Genomic DNA, 25,508 nt, shown 5'->3' with positions numbered 1-25,508 from the left:
CAAAAAGTCTTCAAGATTAGCTGTTTAATCTTCTACCTCTTGAGTTTTTGAGCAACATCTTGCCTTCTGTTAAAAGGTGGCTACTTTTAGCTGCACTCATTTTTTAGTCTAAACTACAGTAATTGACAATCTCAAAAACCCGCCTAGCCGGGATATTATGGTTAATCGATCGCACATGGTATTAATAGACATTGGGTTCCCAGAGATTTTCTGGGCATTTCTACGATCGCAGAGTTAATCATGGGTGGTGTCGCTTGAACCCAGAAGATCGATCGACAAATCAGGTAAAATCCAAAATTGCGTTAAGAGGCGATAATGGAACCTCTGAGCTACCGCCCCTGAGCTACCTATGGTGGAACTATGAATGCAGTCGAAATCGAAGAAGCAGTTTCCAGGCTCGCTGAAGCGCCCTTTGACTCGGAAGAGTTCCCCTTTGCCTTCCTCGAAGCCTTTGGTAACAAGCCGACGACTCTCAAGCGACTCAAAAGCAAAAGCGGTGGCTCCAACCAATCGGATCTCGGTGGCTTGCTCCAGCGTAACAATATCCATGTGAAGGTTTGCCCCGAAGGCGAGGTGACAAACACCCTCACGGCGTTGCGGGATAGTGCGGCGACGGCTCGGTATAAGGTTAAGTTTATCCTGGCCACCGATGGCAAAAGTTTTGAGGCGGAAAACCTCGTTGATGGGGAGACTGTCGCCTGCGACTACCCCGACTTTCACAACCATTTTGGTTTTTTCCTGCCATTGGCGGGCATTACGACAGTCAAGCAGATCCGTGAGAACGCCTTTGATATCAAGGCTACGGGGCGCCTCAACCGCCTGTATGTCGAGCTGCTGAAGGAGAACCCGGAGTGGGACAAGGCCGATCGCCGGGAAGCGTTAAATCACTTCATGGCGCGACTAATCTTCTGTTTTTTTGCGGAGGATACGAATATCTTTCACAGCAATGCCCTCTTCACTGCCACCATCGAACAAATGAGTGCGAGTGATTCGTCGAATACGCACGAGGTGCTGTCGGAGATGTTTCGGGCGATGTGTACGCCGCTTAAGGATCGGGAGGCGGCGAAGATTCGGAATTGGGCAGATAGATTCCCCTATGTGAATGGAGGGCTGTTTTCGGGTGGGGTGGCGGTGCCGCGTTTTAGCAAGATTGCCCGATCGTACCTGCTTCATGTTGGCAATCTGGACTGGACAAAGATTAATCCCGATATTTTCGGGTCGATGATTCAGGCGGTGGCGGATGATGAGGAGCGGGGTGCGTTGGGGATGCACTATACGAGTGTGCCGAATATCCTCAAGGTGTTGAATCCGCTGTTTTTGGATGGTTTGCGGGAGCAATTGGAGGCAGCGGGGGATAACGCCCGTAAGTTGCTGAATTTGCGGCAACGGATGGCGCGAATTCGGGTTTTCGATCCGGCTTGTGGATCGGGGAATTTTCTGGTGATTGCGTATAAGAAGATGAGGGAAATTGAGGCGGAGATTAATCGTCTTCGGGGTGAGGGCGATCGCAAATCTGATATACCGCTGACGAATTTTCGGGGGATTGAATTGCGTCACTTTTCCTGTGAAATTGCGCGGTTGGCGTTGATTATTGCGGAGTATCAGTGCGATGTGTTGTATCGGGGGCCGAAGTTGGCGCTGGCGGAGTTTTTGCCGCTGAAGGATGATAACTGGATTACCTGTGGGAATGCGTTGCGGTTGGATTGGTTGAGTCTTTGTCCGCCGACGGGGGCGGGGGTGAAGGTGCAGCGCGAGGATTTGGATTTGTTTGGCGAGATGCGGGAAGTAGCGGAGATTGATTTTGAGAATGAGGGCGGGGAGACTTATATTTGTGGGAATCCGCCTTATCTTGGTTTTACTTGGCAATCGAAAGAGCAGAAGGATGATCTTCAACTAATTTTTGGAGGTCGTATCAAGGCATGGAAATCACTTGATTATGTAAGTGGGTGGTTCGTGAAGGCTGCTGATTATGCAACACATACGAACACCATTGCTGCTTTTGTATCTACTAACTCCATCTGTCAAGGAGAGCAGGTGCCAATCTTATGGCCGTTAATTTTTCAGAATGGTCACGAGATTGTCTTTGCACATACGTCGTTCAAATGGGCAAATCTTGCAAGTAACAATGCCGGAGTAACTGTTGCTATAGTTGGAATTTCAAATCATCCGACTAGAATACGTCGGCTTTTTGAAATTACTGATGATGGTATCGTTAGCGAAAAAGAGGTCATAAATATAAACGCCTACCTGGTGCCTAGTCCCAATGTAGTTGTTGAAGCAGTTTCACGCCCCCCAGAAGGCAAGGACTATATGGTTTGGGGTAATAAACCATCAGATGGTGGGAACTTGATACTATTAGATTCAGAAGCTAGAGACGCAGTGAGTACCGAACCGTCTCTGGCAAAATTTATTTTTGACTTCGTGGGTTCGCAAGAGTTTGTAAGAGGAATCGTCAGGCGATGCCTCTGGATTGAAGATTCCGAGATTCACGAGGCACTAGCTTCAGATTTTATCGCCGATCGCGTAGCTGCCGTTCGTCAGATGCGTCTGAAAAGTCCGGCACTTTCGACACAAGCGTATGCAGAGAAATCACATCGATTTAGGCAGATTCAAGGACGAAGCATCGCGCATTCTATTATCGTTCCAAAAGTTACATCAGAGTCTCGACCTTATTTGCCAGTAGGGCTCCTATCAAGGCATTCAATAGTATCTGACAACGCCTTTGCCCTCTACGATGCTCCCCTCTGGAACATGGCGCTGATCGCCTCGCGCCTTCACCTAGTCTGGATCGCCACCGTCTGCGGCAAGTTAAAAACCGATTTTCGCTACTCCAACACCCTCGGCTGGAACACCTTCCCCGTCCCCACCCTCACCGATCAAAACAAAGCCGACCTCACCCGCTGCGCCGAAGATATCCTGCTAGCGCGAGAGCACTATTTCCCAGCCACGATCGCGGATATGTACGATCGCGATCGTATGGATACCGAATTCCCTCTGGTTAGGGAAGCGCACGATCGTAATGACGAAATCCTGGAACGAATCTACATTGGTCGCCGCTTCAAAAACGACACCGAACGCCTCGAAAAACTGTTTGAATTGTACACAAAAATGACCAGTCAGCCAGCGCCCCTCAACAAGTCTGCCAAACGTAAAACCAAAGGAGAAAAATGATGATGGCAAAAGATTTAACTTCATCGCCACTCGATCGCCAAAATATTCTCAACAATCGCTATGCCCTAGAAAAAATAGAAGAATACTTGGGATTAGGAGGCACTTACTATGAAGAAGAACTGCTATTTACCAAACAACAACTGATTGAAATTTTCGGTATCAGCGAAAGTACAATTGAAAAGTATCTATCCAGTCACAACGATGAGCTGAAGACTAATGGCTATAGGGTGCTACGAGGTCAGAAACTTCGAGAGTTCAAGACTTTGATGGATGCTACCGTAACTGATTACGGTACCAAAACCACAGTCCTAGGGGTTTTCACCTTCCGGGCGACTCTAAATCTAGCAATGGTGCTAGTGGAGAGCGATCGGGCCCGTGCAATTCGATCGCGCATCTTAGATATCGTGATTGACGTAATGGCAGAAAGGGCAGGCGGACATACCAAATATATTAACCAGAGAGATAACAATTACTTACCAGCAGTCTATCAAGAATTTAGCTATCGTAAAACCTTTACCGATGCCCTTGATAATTACCTCGACATGGGTAAATTTAAGTATGGCATTTACACCAACAAAGTGTATCAGATTGTTTTCCGAGAGAAAGCCGAAGAATATAAGCAGATATTAAGTTTGGGTAAAAACGATTGTCCCCGTGATACCATGTATGCCGAAGTTCTCATCGCCATTGCCAGTCTAGAGAATGGTTTGGCAGCAGAATTGAAAGCCGAGTCAGAAAAGGTGGGACGAAAGCTGAAACAAAAAGAGGTTGATTCGCTATTGGAAGCGGCAGAGGAAAACCCCTACCTAAAACCCATTATTGAAGATGCCCGCATCAAAATGGCCAGTCGTGATTTAGGGTTTCGGGATGCTCTGCATCAAAAATTAGAAGCGTATATCCAAAGTGTTCCAGAGAGCGACTTTGATAAATTTTTAGGAGAAACCAGCCGTTCTTTAGAAGAGCAACTTTCCGATCCGGCTCTTTTGGCTGTATTTAAGCGATTGAAGGATCGGTAAGTTATGGCAGCAGATTTTTTTTACTTTGACATTCACTATGCGATCGAGCTGCATGATTGGATTATCGAAAACTCAGGCGGATTTCCGGGTTCTAATAATCCGAGTCTACTAGAGAGCGCATTAAGCTGTTGTGCATTTAATTTGTATGGTGAGGGCGGGCAGGATGCCCACCCCACAAGAGGAAAAATTTATTTTACTATGCAATTTAAATGCGGATTAGCTTAGAACATATTCAAAACGATCTCTATTATCCTGAGATTCACCACAAATTAACTCACCTAGTTTTTGCTGTCAACAATTTTCATGCTTTTAATGACGGAAATAAACGCTCTAGTATTGCATTGGGAGCTTATTTCCTCAAGCTCAACGGGTATGATTTTTTAGTAATAAAATTTGTACTAGAAATGGAAAATATCGCCGTCTGGATAGCAGAAGGTAAAATTTCTAAAGAGTTTCTATGTGAACTGATTGAGTCTCTTATTTTCGAGGAAGATTTCAGTGAAGAACTTAAGTTTAAGTTAGCGCTTGCTGTCATGGGCGATATTGATTCTAATGGTTAGCTTAGCTAGAGCAGAGTCGTTACCTCCCTTTTTGGGCGTAAAAATGCTTAAATGCAAATCCACATGACGAAGCTCCAAAGCTTAAAACCCTTATGAATGAAGGATTTAAGTGCTTAAAAGCAAATGGGAGTCACCCCGAAACCATGCCCCCCAACCTCCGCGCAGACCACGCTACTCCAAAGAAGTCGCTGCACGATCGTAATGACGAAATCCTGGAACGAATCTACATCGGTCGCCGCTTCAAAAACGACACCGAACGCCTCGAAAAACTGTTTGAATTGTATACAAAGATGACCAGTCAGCCAGCACTGCCAAAAAAATCCGCCAAACCTAAAGGAGGTAAATGAGGAGAATCGCGATGGCTGCGCCCCGGCTTGCGCCTACGAGCTACCAAAATGACCCGTTAAATACAGAATGTTAAAATCAGACTAGCCCCTTATAGCCAAACAAGCCAATGCTAACCCTAGACCAACTCATTTCAGAAGCCACTGCATTACCAGATGCAGCCAAGGCTATCCTCATTGACAAAATTGTGGAGAGCATGGAAAGACAAATCGATCGAGATATTTTATTAGAAGGCGTGCAGAAAGCTCAAGAACGCATTGCGGAAATTGATAGCGGCGCAGTTCAAACCATTCCCGGAGATATTGCCTTAGCCCAAATACGGCAACTCTCAAAGCAATGAAATATGAATTTCACCCAGTAGCCCTGCAAGAATATGCAGAGGCTGTGCAATCTAGACTTGAAGGGTTTTACGAATATCGTCGATTTAACTAACTGGCTTCAGCAAAAGAATTAAAAATTCTCAACTATCTCATAATCAAGCCGACCATATTCCCGCCTAGACTGAATGAAGCGAATTCTTGAGAACATACTAAGTAAATAAGTACATGGACATTAATGCATCTATCATTGACCAACGATTAGCATCAGTCGTTAACGATATTCGTCAAAAGTCCGCCGAAGAATTGCACATCCAAGATGAAGGTAAAATCAAGTCCCTCGCATTTGTATACCTATGTGTTAGAACCATCTTGGATTTAGAAGATGACGACGCTTTCGAGTGCCTGACCGAAGGATCTGGTGACTTTGGCGTAGATGCCATGCACATTTCCGAAGAGTATGATGGTGAATTTACAGTTAGCTTGTTTCAAGCAAAATACAAAAACAAGCTAGCAGGAGATTCTAACTTTCCCCAAGAAGGCATTGAAAGTTTAATCAACGCAATTCAATACTTATTTAATCCAGCAGCTAGACTAGAACATATTAATCAACGACTGCTCGCAAAAGTCGAAGAAGCTCGTAGTTTGATTCGGGATGGTTACATCCCACAGGTTCGGGCATTAGCCTGTAACAATGGCCTAAATTGGAATGCGTCTGCACAGGAAGCTATTGAACGCACTGGCTTCGGCAGTCAAGTTACGTGGGAGCATATTAATCACGAACGCTTGGTCAAAATTCTGCAAGCTTCCAAACCCGTAAAAGATTCTTTGCAACTAAGTGGCAAGGCGATCGTTGAAGATATGGAATTTAGCCGAGTATTAGTTGGCAGAATTTCCGTCACCGAAATCGCAGCACTAATTGAACGACATGGTGAACGATTATTAGAGCGGAATATTCGTCGTTACTTAGGCTTGCAAGGTAATCGCGTCAATGAGGCTATTAGAAACACTTTAACCAGCGATGAGAAGAACAATTTCTACTTTTACAATAATGGGATAACCCTAACTTGTGAAAACTTTTCGTACAACGCTTTGCAAGATGGTAATTATCAGGTGCGTGTCGAAAATTTACAAATTATCAATGGAGGCCAAACCTGTCTGACCATATTCAAAACTTTGCGTGACAACAATTTGCTTCATGAAAATGCCCAAGCTTATGTTCTGCTTCGACTTTATCAATTACCTCATGAAAACGAAAGTTTAGTTCAAAGAATCACTTATGCTACTAATAGTCAAAATCCAGTAGATCTTAAAGATTTACGCGCTAATGACGAACTCCAGCAAAGACTGGAAATAGATATTAAGCAATTAGGATTCAATTACCGCCGGAAGCGATCTGATTCTAGTACCCGTCCGATAGATATTACTTCAGGAGTAGCTGCTGAAGCCATACTATCTGTTTGGCGAGAAAAGCCTCATCAAGCAAAATTCTTCTCGCGCGAGCATTTCGGAAAACTTTATGACGCAATCTTCACCGACCAATTGAGCGGCTCGCAAGTTGTAATTGCCGTTCAGCTTTACAGAATTGCAGAAAATCGTCGCAAAAGACCAAATCCTGCCGATCCAGATGTTGTTCGCTATGCTTCATGCTTTATTGCCATGCAGATGGGACGCAAGCTTCTTGCTGATTTGAATATTCAGATGAAAGACATTAGCCATCAGAATTTTAAATCTGCACAGCATCTGATTGAACAAAATAGCGAAGCCTATTTCGATGCCTCAGTACAGGATATTCAACGTGCGCTGCAAGATCTTTATGGGGAACAAGAGATTTCCTTACAGCAGCTATCTGCAACCTTTCGGCGTGGCGATTTAATCAGTAGACTTTGACTTACCAAAATGAATGTCCGATAAGTGCTACCGAACAGCCTGTCAATCGCAAAACCAAAGTTTACCACCCATGAGCAAACCGATCGCGATTCCCTCAGTTTCCGTCACCTACGCCCAGGATGGCACCTCCACCCGCCCCAACGCCCTCGGTATGCGCCCGATGCAAGAACGCGCCTACCAAAAGCGCGGCGAACAATACCTCCTGATCAAATCGCCCCCCGCCTCCGGCAAAAGTCGGGCATTGATGTTCATCGCCCTGGACAAACTAGAGAACCAGAACCTCAAACAAGCTATCATCGTCGTGCCAGAAAAGGCGATCGGCTCCAGCTTCCACGATGAGCCGCTGAGTCAGTTTGGCTTTTGGGCCGATTGGCAAGTTGAACCCAAGTGGAATCTCTGCGACGCACCGGGAAACGACGGCGGCAAAGTGGGCGCGCTGCAGAAGTTTCTAGCCAGCGGTGCCAAGATTCTGGTCTGCACTCACGCCACATTCCGCTTTGCCGTGGACAAATTCGGTATCGAAGTCTTAGACGATCGCCTGATCGCCATAGACGAATTTCATCATGTTTCGTCCAACCCAGACAACAAACTGGGCGATCGTGTCCGCCAACTCATGGCCCGCGACAAAACCCACATCATAGCCATGACCGGCTCCTACTTTCGCGGCGATGCCGAAGCTGTGTTGCACCCGGAAGACGAATCGCGATTCGATACCGTCACCTACACCTACTACGAACAGCTCAACGGCTACCAATACTTGAAGCAACTCGACATCGGCTACTACTTCTACGCGGGTAGCTACACCGACGAGATCGTGCAGGTGCTAAACCCCAAAGAGAAAACCATCCTGCACATTCCCAACGTCAACTCCCGCGAAAGCACCAAGGACAAGATCCGCGAGGTGGAGCACATCATCGAGGAACTGGGCGAATGGCAAGGCACAGATCCCAAGACGGGGTTTCAACTCGTGAAAACCGCCGACGGAACTATTCTCAAGATTGCCGATCTCGTAGACGACGACCCCACCAAACGGGATAAAGTCGCCACCGCCCTAAAAGACCCCACCCAGAAGAACAATCGCGATCGTGTGGACATCATCATCGCCCTCGGCATGGCGAAAGAGGGCTTCGATTGGATCTGGTGCGAGCACGCCCTGACGATCGGCTACCGCTCCAGTTTGACAGAGATTATTCAGATTATCGGTCGTGCCACCCGCGATGCACCAGGCAAAACCCGCGCTCGGTTCACCAACCTGATTGCCGAGCCGGATGCCGCCGAATCTGCCGTCACCGAGGCAGTGAACGACACGCTCAAAGCCATTGCGGCCAGCCTACTGATGGAGCAAGTGCTCGCGCCGCGCTTCGAGTTCAAACCCAAGCGCCCCGACAATCAACCAACACCGGGCTTCGACTACGGGGAAGATGGGTACAATCCTGGCAAGTGCAACGTGGGCATCAATCCAGAGAGAGGCCTGATTCAAATGGAAATTAAGGGATTAGCCGAACCCAAGAGCCCGGAAGCCGAACGCATCTGCCGCGAAGACTTGACCGAACTGGTGACGGCATTTGTCCAAGATAAGCCCGCGATCGAGCGTGGCCTATTTGATGAAGAACTGGTGCCAGAAGAACTAACCCAAGTTCGCATGGGCAAAATCGTCAAAGAGAAGTTCCCAAATCTAGAAGCGGAAGATCGAGAAGCCGTCCGCCAACACGCGATCGCCGCCCTAACCCTCGTCCAACAAGCTAAAAAAACCATGAACGAAAGTGGTGGGCAGTACGCCACAAATCCTGGTGGTGGGGAAGCAGCGAAAAACACCTCACTCCTCGATGGGGTGAGGAAGTTCGCCCTATCGGTAACAGACCTCGATATGGATCTGATCGATCGCATCAATCCCTTTGGCGAAGCCTACGCCATCCTGGCTAAGTCCATGAGCGAAGAACGGCTCAAGCAGGTGGCAGAAGTCATTGCGGCTAAGCGAGTAACCCTTAGCGTGGAAGAAGCGCGGGAATTAGCCAAACGGGCGCTGCGGTTCAAGCAAGAAAAGGGCAGGTTGCCCTCTCTCACAGCAGTCGATCCCTGGGAAAAACGGATGGCAGAAGGAGTTGCCTTCCTGCAACGCAAAGTAAAGGAGGAAACTAATGCCTAAGTACACCACCGATGATGATTTGGAATTGCTCGGTGAATTGGGCATGGACATGACCCCCGAACCCTCCGGCCAGCGTTCTGCCAGAGAAGAGCGGATCATCGCAGGCTTTGAGGAGATCGAGCGGTTTGTGGAAGAATATGGCAGACTGCCCCAGCATGGGGAAGATCGGGATATCTTCGAGCGGCTTTATGCAGTACGGCTCGATCGCCTGCGAGAATCGGAGGAATGTCGTGCAGTCTTGGAACCGCTAGACTCACGCGGACTGTTAGATGCTGAGACTGATGCCAGCCCGATCGCAGAAAGCGATCTCACAGATGAAGCACTGCTGGCCTCCCTTGGAGTCGATGCAGCCTCAGAGAACGACGTTACCCAGCTTACTCATGTGCGATCGCGCAGCGAAATCAAAGCAGCGGAGGAAATCGCCCAACGTACTCCCTGCCAGGACTTTGATGAATTCAAACCCATCTTTGACAAAGTGCAACGGCAATTGCAGTCGGGGGAACGGCAAACCATCAAATACCAGGACTATGCGGCCGTAAAGGAAGGTGATTTGTTCATCCTTGATGGGCAGAAGGTGATGGTGGTCGATATGGGTGAGCCGTTTGTCAGTGACTATGGGCGATCGGACTGCCGGCTGAGGGTGGTTTATGACAATGCCACCGAGAGCGATTTGCTGTTGCGATCGCTCCAGCGTGCTTTAAATAAAGACAAGGCCAGCCGCCGCATCACCACCCCAGATTTCGGCCCCCTGTTTTCTCACATTGAAGCAGCAGACGACTTACCAACTGGGTACATTTACGTGCTCAGGAGCCAATCGGATCATCCCTTCATTGCTGAGAATCGGTCTGTCATTCACAAGATTGGTGTCACCGGAGGAGACGTAAAAAGCCGAATTGCCAACGCCAAGAAAGACCCCACCTATCTGCTAGCAGATGTGGAAATCGTCGCAAAATTCAAACTGGCAAATATGAACCGGAAGCGACTTGAGGCACTACTTCAAAAGTTTTTCAGCAGTGCTCGATTGGAGTTGGAATTGCCGGATCGCTTCGGCACAACCGTGAAACCAAGGGAGTGGTTCCTTGTGCCGCTAGAGGTGATTGAAGAGGCGATCGAAAAAATCAAAGAAGGAACCCTCGATCGATTCCGATACGATCCAAAGACAGCAAAGCTCACGCGATCGTAAGGCTCGATCGCAACAATAGCTAATATCAAATCCCGTAGCATAATTATTCATATCTCTCTTCTCTCCCTCTGTGTCCTCTGTGTTCTCTGCGGTTAAATCATGACCATGCAACGGTCAACGATATAACCCGGATTTGGTATTACAAACCGCAAAAGCTGCCAAAAACCCGGTTTCTTGAAGAAACCGGGTTTTTATCTATTCGATCGCCCTCAAGCAAACCTACAATTACTACAAGGTAGAAGTGCCACTTAAATCGCTACTTGTTGGTAGCTGAATAGGACTCGGATTCGCATTGAGTAAGAGGTCAGCTTCCTTACCAGAAGGATTAGCAGTAGGAGCGATCGCACTACCAACACTCGCCGCTTGCAAAGGAATAATTGGCTGAGTTTGAGCGCTGGTTAGAGATGTTAACAAGCTGTTAGAGTCGTAGATGAGAATGTCATCATCGATGCCACTAAAGCTATTCAGGGTTGGAATTTCACCGCCATTTAGCAAGATGTCATCGGTGGTAGATGTGGCAGCAGTTGGTGTTGAAATAGCTGGATTAGTAGCTGTTGTCACCAGTGGCTGGCTGGCACTTTCTAGAGTAGTAGTCGTGCTATTTGACTGGCTAATTGATTCAGTAATCGTGCTGTTTGACTGGCTAATAGGTGCAGTAGTCGTGCTGTTTGGCTGACTAATTAATGCGGTAGTCGTGCTGGACAAGCTAGTATCAGAACTGCTATCGATCGCACTTAGAACATCGTTACTATCAACAGGTTCGCCGGTTAAAAGATCGATATCCGAGGGAGTATTGAAAACTCCAGGTAGCGGGGTTCCGGGGCTCAAGGGTACAAAGCGAGAACGGTCGATCGCACTAAATTGAGTATCTTTCACCCAAGCTAAGTGTTCGCCGGTGCCTGCGACGCTAATCAAAGCATCGTTAGTATAATTTTCGCCGCCTTGAACGATTTGCAATTGGTCAAAAGTGAGGTCTTGTGTTAGTCCGAAGTAATCGCGATCGCCCTGGAAGTAGAAAATGTTATCAAGTCCCGAACTTGGTGATAGCACAAATATTTCGGAACTACTGCCTCCAATCAGCGAATCTTGGCCGTTCCCGCCCTTGAGTACGTTGTTACCTTCGCCACCGTAAACGCTGTCATCGCCATCGTTACCGTTAAGGCTGTCGTTGCCGCTGCCACCATTTAAGAAGTCGTTGCCATTACCGCCATCGAGGGTGTCATTGCTGCTGCCACCGTCGAGACTGTCATCCCCTTCGTTGCCCAAAAGGTTGTCGCTGCCGGCTTCCCCGGTTAGCAAGTCGTTGCCGCAACCGCCGTCGAGAGAGTCCTTACCGGCACCTCCCAGCATCGTGTCGTCGTCGCATTCGCCGAACAGCAAGTCGTCGCCGTTACCTCCTCCCATCAAGTCGTTGCCGCTGCCGCCAGCCAGGGTGTCGTCGCCGGAATCGCCGGTGAGGATGTCGTCGCCGGAGTCGCCTACAACCAAGTCGTTACTGGCGCCGCCGTCCATTAGGTCAGTTTCGTCGCCGCCGTAGAGGGTGTCTTCCCCAACTTCGCCCAACATCGTGTCTTGCCCCTGACTGCCAAACATCAAGTCGTTGCCGCTACCTCCGAACAGTTTGTCGTCGTCGATACTGCCGTCAATTTTGTCGTTGCCGGCACCTCCTAATAATTGGTCGTTGCCGGTACCGCCGAACAGTTCGTCGTTGCCTGCGCCGCCGTCGATGGTGTCGTAGCCGGAACCGCCGTCGATTTTGTCTTCGCCTGCTTCTCCAAAAATCAGGTCGTCGTCTTCGTCGCCCCAAATGTTGTCGTTGCCGGCGTTGGCGTTGATGAAGTCGTTGCCGGCTTGAGCCCAAATGTTGTCGTTGCCGTCGTTGCCGAGAATCGAGTCTGCGCCGGAACCACCGTCGATGTTATCCTCTCCGGTTTGTCCGAGGAGGGTGTCGGCTGCATCTCCGCCGTAGATTTGGTCGCTGCCGCGGCCGCCATCAATGAAATCTTGGTCTTCTCGGCCGTAGAGTTCGTCCTCGCCGTCGTTGCCCCACAGGGTGTCATTTCCGGTTCCGCTATCGAGGAAGTCGTTGTCGTCGTTGCCTTCGAGGCTGTCGTTGCCGGATTGACCTAAAATTCGATCGCGCCCTTCTCCCCCTGCTAAAGTATCGTTGTTCGCCCCGCCGTCGATGTAGTCGTCGCCGCTGTTGCCGTCGGCGAAGTCATTGCCGTCATTGCCGAAAATTCGATCGACTCCTTCGCCTCCAGTTAAGCTATCATCGTCTCCGCCACCTTCTAAGTAGTCGTCGCCAATGTTACCGGAGAGGGTATCTTTGCCGATTTGACCGAAAAGTCGATCGGCCCCTTCGCCACCATCAAGGCTGTCATTGCCCGATTCACCCCGCAGAATGTCGTCTCCGGTTTGTCCTAACAGCGTATCCTCGTTATCGCCACCCCACAGTTGGTCGTTATCGGCATTGCCTTCTAAGAAGTCATTGCCTTGGCGGCCGTATAATTTGTCACGGCCGTCATTGCCGGAGAGAGTGTCGTTTTCGGTGCCGCCATCTACGAAATCCTCGCCTGTTCCGCCAGCTAAGGTATCATCGCCACCTTCCCCGTAGAGGCTGTCATTATTTTCGCCGCCGTCGAGTTGGTCGTTGCCGAAACCGCCGAACAGGGTATCGCTGCCGGATTCTCCCAGCAAGTTGTCGCTGTCATCGCCTCCCCACAGAGTGTCGCTATCGTCGCCACCGAACAGGGTGTCGAGGCCGGATTGACCGAAAATTCGATCGCGCCCTTGATTACCCTGAAGCAAATCATTGCCGGAACCGCCGTCAACAATGTCATCGCCACTGTTGCCGATAACCGTATCATCACCGACTTGTCCGAACAAACTGTCGTTATTATCACCACCGTCGAGGATGTCGTTACCGTCACCGCCTTCGAGGGTGTCATTTTCAGTACCGCCATTGAGAGTATCGTTGCCGAGTTCCCCAAAAAGTCGGTCTTTTCCTGAGTTGCCTTCCAGGATGTCATCGCCACCGAAGCCGTACAGAGTGTCGCTGTCAGCTTGACCGAGAAGGGTATCGTTACCGTCGCCTGCTAAGAGTGAGTCGTCGCCGAAACCGCCTTCTAATAAATCGTTGCCAGCTTCGCCGAACAGGGTGTCTTTGCCGTCGCCACCGTAAAGGGAATCGTTGCCTTCTGCTGCATCAAGGATGTCATTGCCAGATTCCCCAAACAATTTGTCATCGCCGGCTTTGGCTGATAAAGTGTCATCGCCTTGACCTCCCCACAGATAGTCATTGCCACTTCCGGCATCTAAAATGTCTTTCCCGTTTTCGCCGTAGAGGGAATCGTTGCCTTCGCCAGCATTGAGGATGTCATCGCCGTTTTCGCCGTAGAGGTAGTCATCGCCAGCTTGGGCTAATAACGTGTCATCGTCTTGACCACCCCAGAGATAGTCGTTGCCGATTCCGGCATCGAGAATGTCTTTGCCGTCTCCACCGTAGAGGGAATCCTTACCTTCGCCAGCATCGAGGATGTCATCGCCAGTTTCCCCAAACAAGTAGTCATCGCCAGCTTGGGCTGATAAAGTATCGTCGTCTTGACCACCCCAGAGATAGTCGTTGCCAATTCCAGCATCGAGAATGTCTTTGCCGTCGCCGCCGTAGAGGGAATCGTTGCCTTCGGCGGCATCGAGGATGTCATCGCCGTTTTCCCCAAACAGGTAGTCATCGCCAGCTTGGGCTGATAAAGTGTCATCGTCTTGACCACCCCAAAGTTGGTCGTTGCCGATTCCAGCATCGAGAATGTCTTTGCCGTCGCCGCCGTAGAGGTTGTCGTTGCCTTCTGCTGCATCGAGGGTGTCGTCGCCCGCTTCGCCGTAGAGGTAGTCGTCGCCTTCTTTGCCGAGGAGGATGTCGGCATCGCCGCCCCCGTAAAGTTGGTCGTTGCCGAGGCCGGCATTTAGGGTGTCTTTGCCGGTACCGCCGTAGAGATAGTCGTTGCCTGTTCCGGCGTCTAGGGTGTCGTCGCCTGCATCGCCTGCGAGAGTGTCGTTGCCGGCTTCGCCGATGAGGGTGTCTTGGTCGTCGCCGCCGGAGAGTTCGTCGTCGCCGGTGCCACCGTAGATTAGGTCGGTGTCTCCTTCTCCGTAGAGTTTGTCGTTTTCGCCTTCGCCGTAGATGGTGTCTTTGTCTTCGCCGCCGTACACAAAGTCGTCGCCAGCGCCACCGTAGAGTAAGTCTTTGCCTGTTTCGCCGAAAATGGTGTCGTTGCCGTAGCCAGCGTCTCCTGCAACGGTGTCGTCATCGCTACCGGCGTAGATTAAGTCGTCGGCATCACCGCCTCGGATGTAGTCTTGACCGACTTCACCGTATAGGGTGTCTCGGTCTTGATTTCCGTAGATGCTGTCGCCGCCTTCGCCTCCGTAGATTAGGTCGTTGCCGAATTCGCCGTAGAGTTGGTCGTGGCCACCGAGTCCGTAAATGCGATCGTTCCCAGCATCGCCAGTGATAACGTTAACGGTATCGTCGCCGGTAATATTATCGTCATGCCGAGAACCGGCGACGTTTTCAATGTCGGCAATTTTGTCTTGATTTCCCCAACCGTCGGTAGCATCGCCTGTTTGTAAATTCACAGTAACGCCGTTGGGGTCGCGGCGGTAGCTGAGAATGTCGATTCCTTCTCCGCCGTAAAATGAGTCATTGCCGGCATTGCCAATTAATAAATCGTTGCCTTCTAATGCCCAAATTCGGTTATCTTTTTCGTTGCCAATTAGGATGTCTTCAAAGCGAGTACCGATGATGTCTTCTAAGTTTCTCAAAGCATCGGTAGTGCCAAAACCGTCTTTACCCGTACCAGCCGCAATTTCAAAATCCCGTTCGAGTTCGGTGTAGTATTCGCTGGGATTAACTGCGGTGACGAATTCTTTGAAACGTTGGTTGGTGTTGTTGTCGTAGTCGCTATTTTCGTCAATATTAACGATAACGCCACTGGGAGAATTGATGTAATTAACGAGATCGACTCCTTCTCCGCCGTCAATTAAATCATCGCCGATTTCTCCGATTAACGAGTCATTGCCAGTACCGCCAAATAATTCGTCGTTGCCAGCGTTGCCGTTGAGAGTGTCATCGCCTGCTTGGCCTAGAAGTACGTCGTCATCGAAGCCGCCAAATAGGGTATCTTTGCCGTCACCACCATCGATGTAGTCTTGGCCTTGACTGCCGAAAAGATTGTCTTCGCCAGCTTGTCCGTAAATATCATCGTCGTCGGCCCCGCCATCAATGATGTCTTGGCCGTCGCCACCTTCTAGCCAGTCATTATTTTCGTTGCCTTGGATGACATCGTTGCCGGCTTGTCCGTAAATGATGTCATCACCGGTATTGCCCAGAAGCGAGTCTTGGCCGCTGCCACCATCGATGAAATCGTCGTCGGCGTTGCCTTCTACGGTGTCGCTGCCGTCTTGTCCGTAGAGGATGTCGTTGCCTTCGTTGCCTGGGATGAAGTCGCGGCCGCTGCCACCTTCGGCGTAGTCTTCGCCCGTGTTTCCTTGGATGATGTCGTTGCCAGTTTGGCCGTAGAGTTTGTCATCGCCGCTGCCTCCAATGAGGATATCGTTGTCGCTACCACCGTCGAGAATGTCGTCGCCATCTTCACCAAAAAGTTGGTCGTTGCCAGCTTGGCCGTAGAGTAAGTCGGCATTTAATCCACCATAAAGTTGGTCTTGGTCTTCGCCACCATATAAAGTGTCGTTTCCGGCTTCTCCTTTTAGCAAATCATCGCCTTGTTCGCCTCGCAAGTCGTCATTTCCAGTACCGCCATTCAGGGTATCTTTGCCAGTTCCGCCGTAAAGAGAATCGTTGTTTTCTTCTCCTTTTAAATCATCGTCTCCTTCTTCGCCGTAGAGTTTGTCTTCACCTTGGCCGCCGTACAAAGAATCATTTTCGGTGCCACCGTAGAGGGTGTCATTACCATTTTCTCCTCGGAGTTCATCAGAACCTTGTTCGCCGCGAAGTTCGTCTTCACCATCGCCACCGTAGAGGAAGTCGTTATCTTGACCGCCGTAGAGAGAGTCGTTGCCGTTTTCTCCTCTTAAATCGTCGCTTCCTTCATCACCTCGAAGGTCATCATTGTCATCGCCGCCGTAAGCTGTGTCATTATCACTGCCACCGTAGAATGTATCGTCTCCTTTTTGTCCCCAAAAAAGGTCGTTTCCGCCTTGGCCGTAGAAGATATCGCTGTAGTCACCGCCAGTCATTTCATCAGCAAAATCTGAGCCACTGATGATTTCGATATTTCCAAGAGTGTCTACTGTTTTTTCGCCTTTTACAACAAAGCCATCTTCAACTTTGTAAACATCAAATTTGTCATCAACTTTATCAGTCCAAACTTTAATTCCAATTGGGCTGCCGGAGTAACTAGCAATATCACTTCCTGTTCCTGTTCCCCCGTCTAAAAAGTCGAAGCCAGAACCACCTGTTAAGGTGTCGCTGCCATTTTCACCTTGTAGAACATCGTTGCGTTCTCCTCCTTGAATGTCGCCATTTCCTTTAATCCAGTCATCATTTTCTGTGCCTGGGCGCATTAATGTGTCTTTACTAGGAAAATAGTACCCTTTGGGATGCAAGTCGTAGAAGAACTCTTTGAGACTGTCTTTAAGATCATCCCGTTGTACATAATTGTTGAAATCATGTTGACCTATGTTCCCTTGAACAATCCCTTGCAACATCTGAAATATATTTGAAACTTTCGTCAACAAATCGTCTGAATTAAATTGCAGCTTGGCTACAGGATCTAACGGATTGAAAAGATTCTTGCCGTAAATATCAACTACTTGTTTTGCTTGAAAGTAACTTGTTGGAGAGCCAAATGCTAAAGTTCTAACGCGAGATGGATCAATCTGAGAGCCGATCTCAATTAAACCATCTTCCAGAAAAAAGTTGCCTTGAGAGTAACCTATCAAAATCAAAGAGTTATTAGAATTTGGCAGATTCAGCCAATCACTAGCTTTTGTTGTCCATTCACCATTTAAAGCTTGACTTTTATCTGGGTATTTATACCAGTATTGAGCTAATGACTCTTTAAAATCATCAGGCAAAGTCCCAATTACACCATCATAAACAGCATCCCAAGGTGTCGGAATAAAATTTGTAAGAAACAAAGCTGCTTCACTTAAAAACTCACCGCTACTTAAGGCATGAACAGGATCTTCAAAAAACAGTTTTATCAAATCCAAACTATCTGAAAAAGTACCTAAATTTCCTTCAGGCTCTCCAGTAATAATACTTTGAAATAAGTCTCCAAAAACATCGTCTATCATGTCCTTTAACTTTTGACTTGATATATTTTGGGAAAACTGAAACATTGAAGTAATTGAAATCTGCCCTGCTATCTGATCGAGAAATACTGATGTAGCTGCTTCAAAAAGTCCTTTGGCAAGCTGTATGACAACCGTTTCAACCAGGTTGCCAGTATAATCAGACTTATTGTAATAAGGGGTGTACAAAAGTGAACCTTTGTACCCTCCTGTAATAATTTCATTGCCTTTTAAATTGAAAAGCTCGTCAAGATGATCTTTTTGAATGTCAAACTCTGTTGACGGTGTGAACATTCCATTGATATAAACAACTTGACTATTTCCACCTTCTTTAACCAGTTGGTCGTAAACTTTATCGAACTCAAAGTTAAAATTAGTAGCCATGATTTTTGTCCTCGCGTGGTAGATACAATGTGTTCTAAAAATTGACAAAGCGACTCTATCGACAAGCCCGATCGCACTTCTGCACTTCTGCACTTTCGTACTCTCTAGCTGTCGTATATCCGTCATTTACCCAAACTGAAGTCTCGCGAAGTGCGATGTGCGATCGGGAAGTTACGGGCGATCGCACTTTTGAATAACTCTCAACAAGTGCGATGAACTTCGTAATTTCCCTTCTGTTTATTTATCAGGGTGAGCTCAGTGGTTTTATGCAAAACTCTACGATTTTTTTTGTAAAGTTTTGCAAACACTGGTGAAAGTACGGAACAACGGGTGTTTTCGGGATTTCAGGGCGATCGAATAACGCGCTTCCCCACATTCCGGCAGGGAATGAATTCCCCGCCTCATAGCACAAGTCCTCTCAAAGAGGACTGGTAAATTCTTCAGTCGTCTTCAGACGACTTTCGCTTTGAGGCAGGGGTTTCAACCCTTGCCGGAGTTCGGGATTGCGAGATAATCGGATTGCCCGATCGATCTGGTTGTTAACACCAAAGATCGATCGCCCCTCAAGCCTTTTTGTTCTTCCTATTTACTTATCGGGGTGATCTCGGTAGTTTTATGCAAAACTCTCCAGTTTTTTTGGTCGAGTTTGGCAAAGACTGCGTGGAAGTACGGAACAACGGTTGTTTTGGGGATTTAAGGGCGATCGCCCCTAAAGCCTTTTTGTTCTTCCTATTTACTTATCAGGGTGAGCTCGGTAGTTTTATGCAAAACTCTCAAGTTTTTTTTGTCGAGTTTGGCAAACACTGGGTGAAAGTACGGAACAACGGGTGTTTTCGGGATTTAAGGGCGATCGATGTTACGCACGGGTGGTCAGAAACCGGGTTTTTCGCAGAATACTTCGTTACCAACCTGCATAAATCGCAAAAACCCGGTTTATGCAGGTTTTGATGCGTGTTAACAAAAATTCACATCTAATTGAACGACCCAATCCACCGCACAGCAAGAGTTTCAACCATCCGCTGAAAAAAACTTTCAGAATTTCGCATAAATTCCTGCAACTTACCCTGATAAGTAAATGTAGGAACAAAGTTGCGGCCGCACTGAACTATGAATGATGAGTACATCCCCTCCGAGGGGGAAGACCGCCCATCCGAGAACCAAACCGATGCTGTTGAGGGTGAGGGAGAATCGAAATTATCTGAGAACCAAACCGATGCTGTTGAGGGTGAGGGAGAATCGAAATTATCCCACAGACAACTTCTATATCAAGAGCTCGATCGGCTTGTCACCCAAATTTGCCAGCATCCTCCCGGTTTGAAGCGCAGCCGTTTGTTGAACCAGCTTGTGACTAAGATGAAAAACTCCGGCCTGATCAGGAAGGAAAATGTACCTTACTATGAAGATGCTTTGCAAGAACAGTGGGAGTTTTTCTCTAGCAATTTGTGCGAATCCCGCACGGGAACTCAGTACGATCGCACTCGCGGCAATGTCATTACTTGGTTCAAGTATTATTTCAAGCGACGGCTGCAAAATTGGGCTTCGAGGGTAGATAGAGAAAATAACAGGAGAGACGATCGAGAACAAATTTCAGAAGACGGAACGCCGATCGATCGAATCGAAAATTTGCCCGATCGCGATCGAACTCACATTCTCGAAACAGCTCAGCTTTTTACAGAACTTCAAGCCTGGATTGATAACGATCCCGATGGGGTGTTGAGTAAACACGTTAGAGGGCGACCCGATATAACTTGTCAAGTTATATTAAAAGGTTTATCAGCGGGCAAAAGTTTCACCGTATTAGCAGCAGAACTTTCCTGCTCGTATCCTACCCTGTATGCCTTTCACCGAGTTCAATGTCGCCCTCACTTGCAAAGATTTCGCGAAAATTACGAATTTTAATCATCAAAGGAGTTAACAATGGCACAGAGTAACAGCATCGGAAACCAATCCTTGCCAATGCCAATTACCCAAAAGGCAATTCGTTCAGCACGGCAATTTGCTTCCGAACAGCGTCACCCCCACAAAAAAGAACAAGTTTATTTCAACACTTTGGCTGTGTTGGCCGTCCGCGATTACTTGACGCTTTTAGATATTGAAACAGATTTAACTAATTGCGATAGCTGGAATCCAGTTGTTCGCTTGTTGGAAAATGTGGCTGATTTATATATCAAAAATTTAGGAAAAATAGAATGCCGTCCGCTGATAAATTTGCCGACACCTGCAGAAACTAATCGCATCAATTCGCCGCACAACCTATCCAATAATTGTCACATTCCCCCGGAAGCAAGGGAGGAGCGCATCGGTTATCTGGTAGTAGAAATTGAGGAGGATGAAAAGGAAGCGAGATTACTGGGGTTTTCCCCAACTGCGGGGACGGGCGAATTAGTATTGAGCGAGTTGCATTCCCTGGATGACTTATTGCTCCACCTCGAACATATATCTGAATCTCAAGTCAATCTGCGTCAGTGGCTGGAGAATGTATTTACATCAGATTGGGAGTCAGTTGAATCAATCTTTAATCCGCAGCCGGAGACTTCTCCTACAGAAATTGAAAACCCAGTGAAATCTCATTTAGGCAATTGGTTTAAGAATGTTGCCGAAACAGGTTGGCAGAAAATTGAGAAAGGTAAAGAAAATTTAGAAAACCTAATTTTTCCTGAAGAAAACCCCAATTTTGCATTCCGAGGAGGTGGAAATTTGAGAACAGAATCTACCTGGCCGGGGCGCCAAAGCAGCATCAATAGGTTTCCCGAAGCTGATGTGACGCGGGCTAAGTTGATTGACTTGGGAATGCGTTTGGGAAGGACGAGTGTTGCTTTGTTGGTTGCTGTTGCCGAAGAGGACGATCGCACTCTCAGAGTTCACGTCCAACTGCATCCGGCGATTGGAGAACCTTACCTGCCAACGAATATTAAACTTTCCTTAATATCCGACATCGGAGAAAATCTACACGAGGTAGAAGCAACAGTTCAGAACTTGTGCATTTTGCTGAACGATTTTCACGTAGAGCCAGACGAGAGCTTTAGTATTCGAGTAACTTTAGATGATTTAAGCATAACAGAAACTTTTGTGGTATGATACTTTGATTAACTGCAATCGCATCCAATTTATGAGCTGGACTGTCATCTTGGCTTTGGGGTTTGGGAGTCTAACAGGGGGGTTTCCTCTGGTGACAGCGGAGTTGAAAAAAAAAGGAAAAACCGTCTATAAATTTTGTGGCAGCTTGCCACCAGCCCCCCTAGTTGAGGAGTTACAAAGAAGATGGACAAGTATTTGCGGTGGAGTAAAATCTAGCAGAAGCAGTTCTCGAATCAAAATCAAGCCCGCAGGTAAAACAAATATTTCTGAAGACAACCCTGCTGCTATATGTCAAGGCTTGAAAGCAGAGATGAACAAGTGGCTTGAGAATGATGATTTTTTCAAAAAAATTGAGGTCAAACTCAGAACCGAAATTAAAGATAGATCGGAATGCGTGGAAATCTTCCTAGAGTGCGATAACTCTAAAATTTGGCAGTTGCCTTGGGATGCGTGGAAATTTCGCGAAATATATTACAATTGTGAAATAATCGTAAGTTCCTCAGAGTATGGAACAGTTACTCAACAAGCAACCGCAGGAGGAATGCCTCTACCTTCCCAGGGAAGAGTTTTAGGTGTTTCAGGGAACAGCAAGGGAATTGATGTTGAAAAAGATACCACAGAAATTAAAAAATATTTAGGCGAGCGCTGCGAATTAAATTTTATTAAAGAGCCGACGATTCAAGAATTACATGACCAGTTGTTTGATGAAAAAGGCTGGCAAGTTTTCTTTTATGCCGGACACAGCGACTGCGACGATAATGCCGCCAACGGAATGCTGTATCTCAATGAAAATGATAGCGTTACTTTAGAGCCTTTAAAAGGAGGCATGAAGCAAGCAATTTTTAAAGGTTTGCAGTTACTAATTTTTAATTCGTGTTCGAGCCTGGGAATAGCAACTGATTTAGTCGCTGAGGGCATCCCTTTACCGTCAGTAATTGTGATGCGTGCGCCGCTACCAGATGTAATCGCTCACGAATTTGTGAAGTCTTTGTTTAGATATTTGGCGCTCAAAGAACCTCTGTTTGTGGCGGTGCGAAAAGCTAAGGATGATTTGCTGCGCTGGGAAGCTCAATTTCCGGGCGCGAGCGGAATACCGGTGCTGTGTCAACATCCCACATTTGAGGGATTAAAATTGCTAGAGTTGGCATGCGATCGCCCTGTTATTCGGGCGGGAGATATTTGGGGCGATCGCCAAAATAACCAATCGTTAATTCTTCCAATTGATTGGATGCAGCGGGCGGCAAAAAGTTTAGGTATTACGGCTATCAGTTATATGTTAATGGGCCCGATACTTGGCCGCGTTGTGAATGAAATAGGAAAAACCAGCCACCGTCAGGGTCAACTATTAATCGCTGAAAGATGCTACCAATTAGCAACTTTACTAAATTTAAATTATGCCACACCTCATTATAACTTAGCTGTGTTGTATGAGGACTTGAATGAAAAAGAGCACGCGCAAAAATTAATGAAGGAGGCAGCGCGGCGGGGTTCTGCTGAGGCGAATTCTCAATTATCTCGATCGCTGATTCTCAACAATCAACCTCAAGAAGCTTTAAAATTTATTGCTCGCTGTTTAGAACATACTGAATATGACGGAGTAAAAGCCGCTTGTTTCAAAAATCGCGGCTGGGTGCGGTTGGCACAAAAGCAATATGACGCCGCAGAAGCAGATTTAAGAATAGCAATCGGATTCAGAAGCGACAGCCCAGAAGCTCAATGTCTCTTAGCAGAGGTTCTCGAAATCAAAGGTAAGCCGCAAGCAGCCTTGGAAGCCTGGAATCAGGCGCTTAAATATTCAGATTACCGCGTACCGAAACAAGATGAATGCCTGCAAATTGCCCAGCAACGTTTACAAGCAAAAGGAAATATCAAATGAAAATCAGGGTTGCAGTTTTTATAGCTTTAAGCTCGATCGCAACTACCGCACTAGCAGCCAGTAACAGAATCTCCAACGGACTGATTATCCATAGTAGCGGGGAAGTTGCGATCGATCGCCAAAACGGCCTAATTGTCCGCCCTACCAGCGGTACGCCGCTTTATCCGGGAGACACACTGCGAACAGCGCAAAACGCCCAACTGACGATCCAATGTGCAGATTTGGGAATTAAGTCGATCGCACCGGGTGAAAATCAATTGAATAGCTGTTTGTTAGCCAAAGAAGAGTCGAAATCTGATTGTAGCACCGACTTGATTAAATGTCCCGATCGCGGCGACGGTAAAATTGCTTGGAATAGCGCGCCAATTCCTTATATAATCAGTCCGCGGCGCACGAAATTGCTCGACAGTAAGCCAATTTTGCGGTGGAATCCGGTTGCTGGTGCGACTAGCTATAAGTTGAGCCTCCGGGAAAATGGAGCGAAATTAAACTGGGAAATGACTGTTAGCGGTACTGAGGCTGTCTATCCGGGGGAACCAGCGCTGAAACCGGGTGTTAGGTACCGATTGATTGTCGAGGCGAATACGGGCGCTTCTTCTGAAAGTGCCGTGGGAGAAAGAGATACAGAGTTTAGCTTGCTGGATGAGAAGCAAGTTGAGGCTGTTAAGGATGCGGTTGGGGCGATCGACAAACAAGTACCTAACGAAAACGCCAAAAAATTAGCAATTTCTAGCGTTTATCTTAACACAAACTTGATAGCCGAAGCCATAGAAATTTTAGAAAATATACAAAAAGCAGGAGTGGAAACACCGCCAATTAATCGAGCGTTGGGCGATCTGTATCTGGAAAAGCTACAACTGGTTCCCCAGGCTGAAGTCTACTATTCCAAGGTGATTAATACGGCGAAACCTGACGATATTGAGGAGTTGACGGCCGCTCGATACGGATTGGGACAAGTTCATTCAGCCATGAGAAATAATCTGGAAGCTATGAAATATTTGCGAATGGCAAAAGATGGATATACAACTTTGGGAGATTTGCCAATGGCGGAAAAGGTAGAGAAGCAATTGCGAGATTTGCAAAGGAGGGAACAGAGGAAATAGTGAATTTTTGATGAATGTACGATCGCAATAACCAAAATTCGTAGGGGCGGGTTCGCGAGGGATTTTGTCACCCACAAATAATGTTTATAAACCCGCCCGCACCCAACCAATAACCCCAAAAAACCAAAATTCGTAGGGGCGGGTTCGCGAGGGATTTTGTCACCCACAAATAATGTTTATAAACCCGCCCCCACCCAACCAATAACCCCAAACAACATCCCCGCCACCGGGTTAAATTCAATGAATTATTAATATTTGGGTGGGGTGGGGGCGGGTTTTTAATATCCGTCGTTGGGTGTCATATATTTCGGTGAACCCGCCCCTACGGGATTGTGATATTGTAATTTATTGGTAGATGAATGTACGATCGCAATAACCAAAATTCGTAGGGGCGGGTTCGCCAGGGATTTTGTCACCCACAAATAATGTTTATAAACCCGCCCGCACCCAACCAATTACCCCAAATAACATCCCCGCCACCGGGTTAAATTCAATGAATTATTAATATTTGGGTGGGGTGGGGGCGGGTTTTTACGATTCGTCGTTGGGTGTCATATATTTCGGTGAACCCGCCCCTACAGGATTGTGATATTATAATCTATTGTTGATGAATCTACGCTCGCAATAACCAAAATTCGTAGGGGCGGGTTCGCCAGGGATTTTGTCACCCACAAACAATTTTAATAAACCCGCCCCCACCCAACCAACCACACCAAATAACATCAATTTATATGATTAAATTCAATGAATTATTAATATTTCGGTGGGGTGGGGGCGGGTTTTTACGATTCGTCGTTGGGTGTCATATATTTCGGTGAACCCGCCCCTACAGGATGGTGATATTATAATCTATTGTTGATGAATCTACGATCGCAATAACCAAAATTCGTAGGGGCGGGTTCGCCAGGGATTTTGTCACCCAAAAACAATTTTAATAAACCCGCCCGCACCCAACCAATTACCCCAAACAACATCCCCGCCACCGGGTTAAATTCAATGAATTATTAATATTTGGGTGGGGTGGGGGCGGGTTTTTAATATCCGTCGTTGGGTGTCATATATTTCGGTGAACCCGCCCCTACGGGATTGTGATATTGTAATTTATTGGTAGGTGAATTGACG

16 protein-coding genes are annotated in these 25,508 nt (G+C 47.4%); 15 read left to right on the top strand and 1 reads right to left on the bottom strand.

Annotation, left to right across the window (positions count from 1 at the left end; all coding sequences use genetic code 11):
- Nucleotides 1-360: 360 nt before the first annotated feature.
- The 9 genes from QUB16_RS21475 (at nt 361) to QUB16_RS21435 (ending at nt 10,628) form a co-directional block, all read left to right on the top strand.
- Nucleotides 361-3,171: a DNA methyltransferase gene (locus tag QUB16_RS21475; RefSeq protein WP_333319209.1), complete on the top strand. Its 2,811-nt coding sequence runs from the start codon at nt 361-363 to the stop codon at nt 3,169-3,171.
- The gene (locus tag QUB16_RS21470; RefSeq protein WP_333319207.1) at nt 3,168-4,187 is read left to right on the top strand and encodes a DNA-binding protein; all 1,020 of its coding nucleotides are present in this window, start codon (nt 3,168-3,170) and stop codon (nt 4,185-4,187) included. The genes QUB16_RS21475 and QUB16_RS21470 overlap by 4 nt, the downstream gene beginning before the upstream one ends.
- 3 nt (nt 4,188-4,190) lie before the next feature.
- On the top strand, nt 4,191-4,412 hold the full coding sequence (locus QUB16_RS21465; protein ID WP_333319206.1) for a hypothetical protein: 222 nt from the start codon (nt 4,191-4,193) through the stop codon (nt 4,410-4,412).
- Nucleotides 4,397-4,747, top strand: a complete 351-nt coding sequence (locus QUB16_RS21460) for a type II toxin-antitoxin system death-on-curing family toxin (protein ID WP_333319204.1) — start codon at nt 4,397-4,399, stop codon at nt 4,745-4,747. The genes QUB16_RS21465 and QUB16_RS21460 overlap by 16 nt, the downstream gene beginning before the upstream one ends.
- A 92-nt stretch (nt 4,748-4,839) precedes the next feature.
- Entirely contained in the window at nt 4,840-5,094 is a 255-nt protein-coding gene (locus QUB16_RS21455; RefSeq protein ID WP_333319202.1) for a type IIL restriction-modification enzyme MmeI, read from the top strand.
- Between the two features lie 107 nt (nt 5,095-5,201).
- Nucleotides 5,202-5,432 carry an addiction module protein gene (locus QUB16_RS21450; RefSeq protein ID WP_333150963.1) on the top strand — a complete coding sequence of 77 codons (231 nt, stop codon included), beginning with the start codon at nt 5,202-5,204 and terminating at the stop codon, nt 5,430-5,432.
- A 205-nt stretch (nt 5,433-5,637) separates the two neighbouring features.
- Entirely contained in the window at nt 5,638-7,299 is a 1,662-nt protein-coding gene (locus QUB16_RS21445; RefSeq protein WP_333319200.1) for an AIPR family protein, read from the top strand.
- A gap of 70 nt (nt 7,300-7,369) precedes the next feature.
- A complete protein-coding gene (locus QUB16_RS21440) occupies nt 7,370-9,445 on the top strand; it encodes a DEAD/DEAH box helicase (protein ID WP_333319198.1) in 2,076 nt (691 codons plus the stop codon).
- Nucleotides 9,438-10,628 (top strand): GIY-YIG nuclease family protein, encoded by a 1,191-nt coding sequence (locus QUB16_RS21435; RefSeq protein ID WP_333319196.1) that lies wholly within the window; start codon nt 9,438-9,440, stop codon nt 10,626-10,628. Before QUB16_RS21440 ends, QUB16_RS21435 begins: the two co-directional genes overlap by 8 nt.
- 228 nt (nt 10,629-10,856) lie before the next feature.
- Here the strand turns inward: QUB16_RS21435 and QUB16_RS21430 are convergent, their stop codons facing one another.
- On the bottom strand, nt 10,857-18,329 hold the full coding sequence (locus QUB16_RS21430) for a calcium-binding protein (RefSeq protein ID WP_333319194.1): 7,473 nt from the start codon (nt 18,327-18,329) through the stop codon (nt 10,857-10,859).
- Nucleotides 18,330-18,370: 41 nt separating this feature from the next.
- On the opposite strand from QUB16_RS21430, the gene QUB16_RS21425 reads away from it, so the two are divergent.
- From QUB16_RS21425 to QUB16_RS21400, 6 genes are all read left to right on the top strand, one after another.
- Nucleotides 18,371-18,526, top strand: coding sequence for a hypothetical protein (locus QUB16_RS21425; protein WP_333319193.1), 156 nt, complete (start codon nt 18,371-18,373; stop codon nt 18,524-18,526).
- Between the two features lie 418 nt (nt 18,527-18,944).
- The gene (locus QUB16_RS21420) at nt 18,945-19,277 is read left to right on the top strand and encodes a hypothetical protein (protein ID WP_333319191.1); all 333 of its coding nucleotides are present in this window, start codon (nt 18,945-18,947) and stop codon (nt 19,275-19,277) included.
- 159 nt (nt 19,278-19,436) lie between these two features.
- The gene (locus QUB16_RS21415) at nt 19,437-20,228 is read left to right on the top strand and encodes a hypothetical protein (RefSeq protein ID WP_333319190.1); all 792 of its coding nucleotides are present in this window, start codon (nt 19,437-19,439) and stop codon (nt 20,226-20,228) included.
- Nucleotides 20,229-20,246: 18 nt separating this feature from the next.
- Nucleotides 20,247-21,407 carry a DUF1822 family protein gene (locus tag QUB16_RS21410; RefSeq protein ID WP_333319188.1) on the top strand — a complete coding sequence of 387 codons (1,161 nt, stop codon included), beginning with the start codon at nt 20,247-20,249 and terminating at the stop codon, nt 21,405-21,407.
- 31 nt (nt 21,408-21,438) lie between these two features.
- Nucleotides 21,439-23,283 carry a CHAT domain-containing protein gene (locus QUB16_RS21405; protein WP_333319186.1) on the top strand — a complete coding sequence of 615 codons (1,845 nt, stop codon included), beginning with the start codon at nt 21,439-21,441 and terminating at the stop codon, nt 23,281-23,283.
- Entirely contained in the window at nt 23,280-24,386 is a 1,107-nt protein-coding gene (locus QUB16_RS21400) for a hypothetical protein (protein WP_333319184.1), read from the top strand. The genes QUB16_RS21405 and QUB16_RS21400 overlap by 4 nt, the downstream gene beginning before the upstream one ends.
- Nucleotides 24,387-25,508: the final 1,122 nt, after the last annotated feature.

The sequence above is a fragment of the Microcoleus sp. D3_18a_C4 genome (assembly GCF_036702415.1).
GTDB lineage: Bacteria > Cyanobacteriota > Cyanobacteriia > Cyanobacteriales > Microcoleaceae > Microcoleus.
This window is presented reverse-complemented; position numbering and strand designations above follow the sequence as displayed.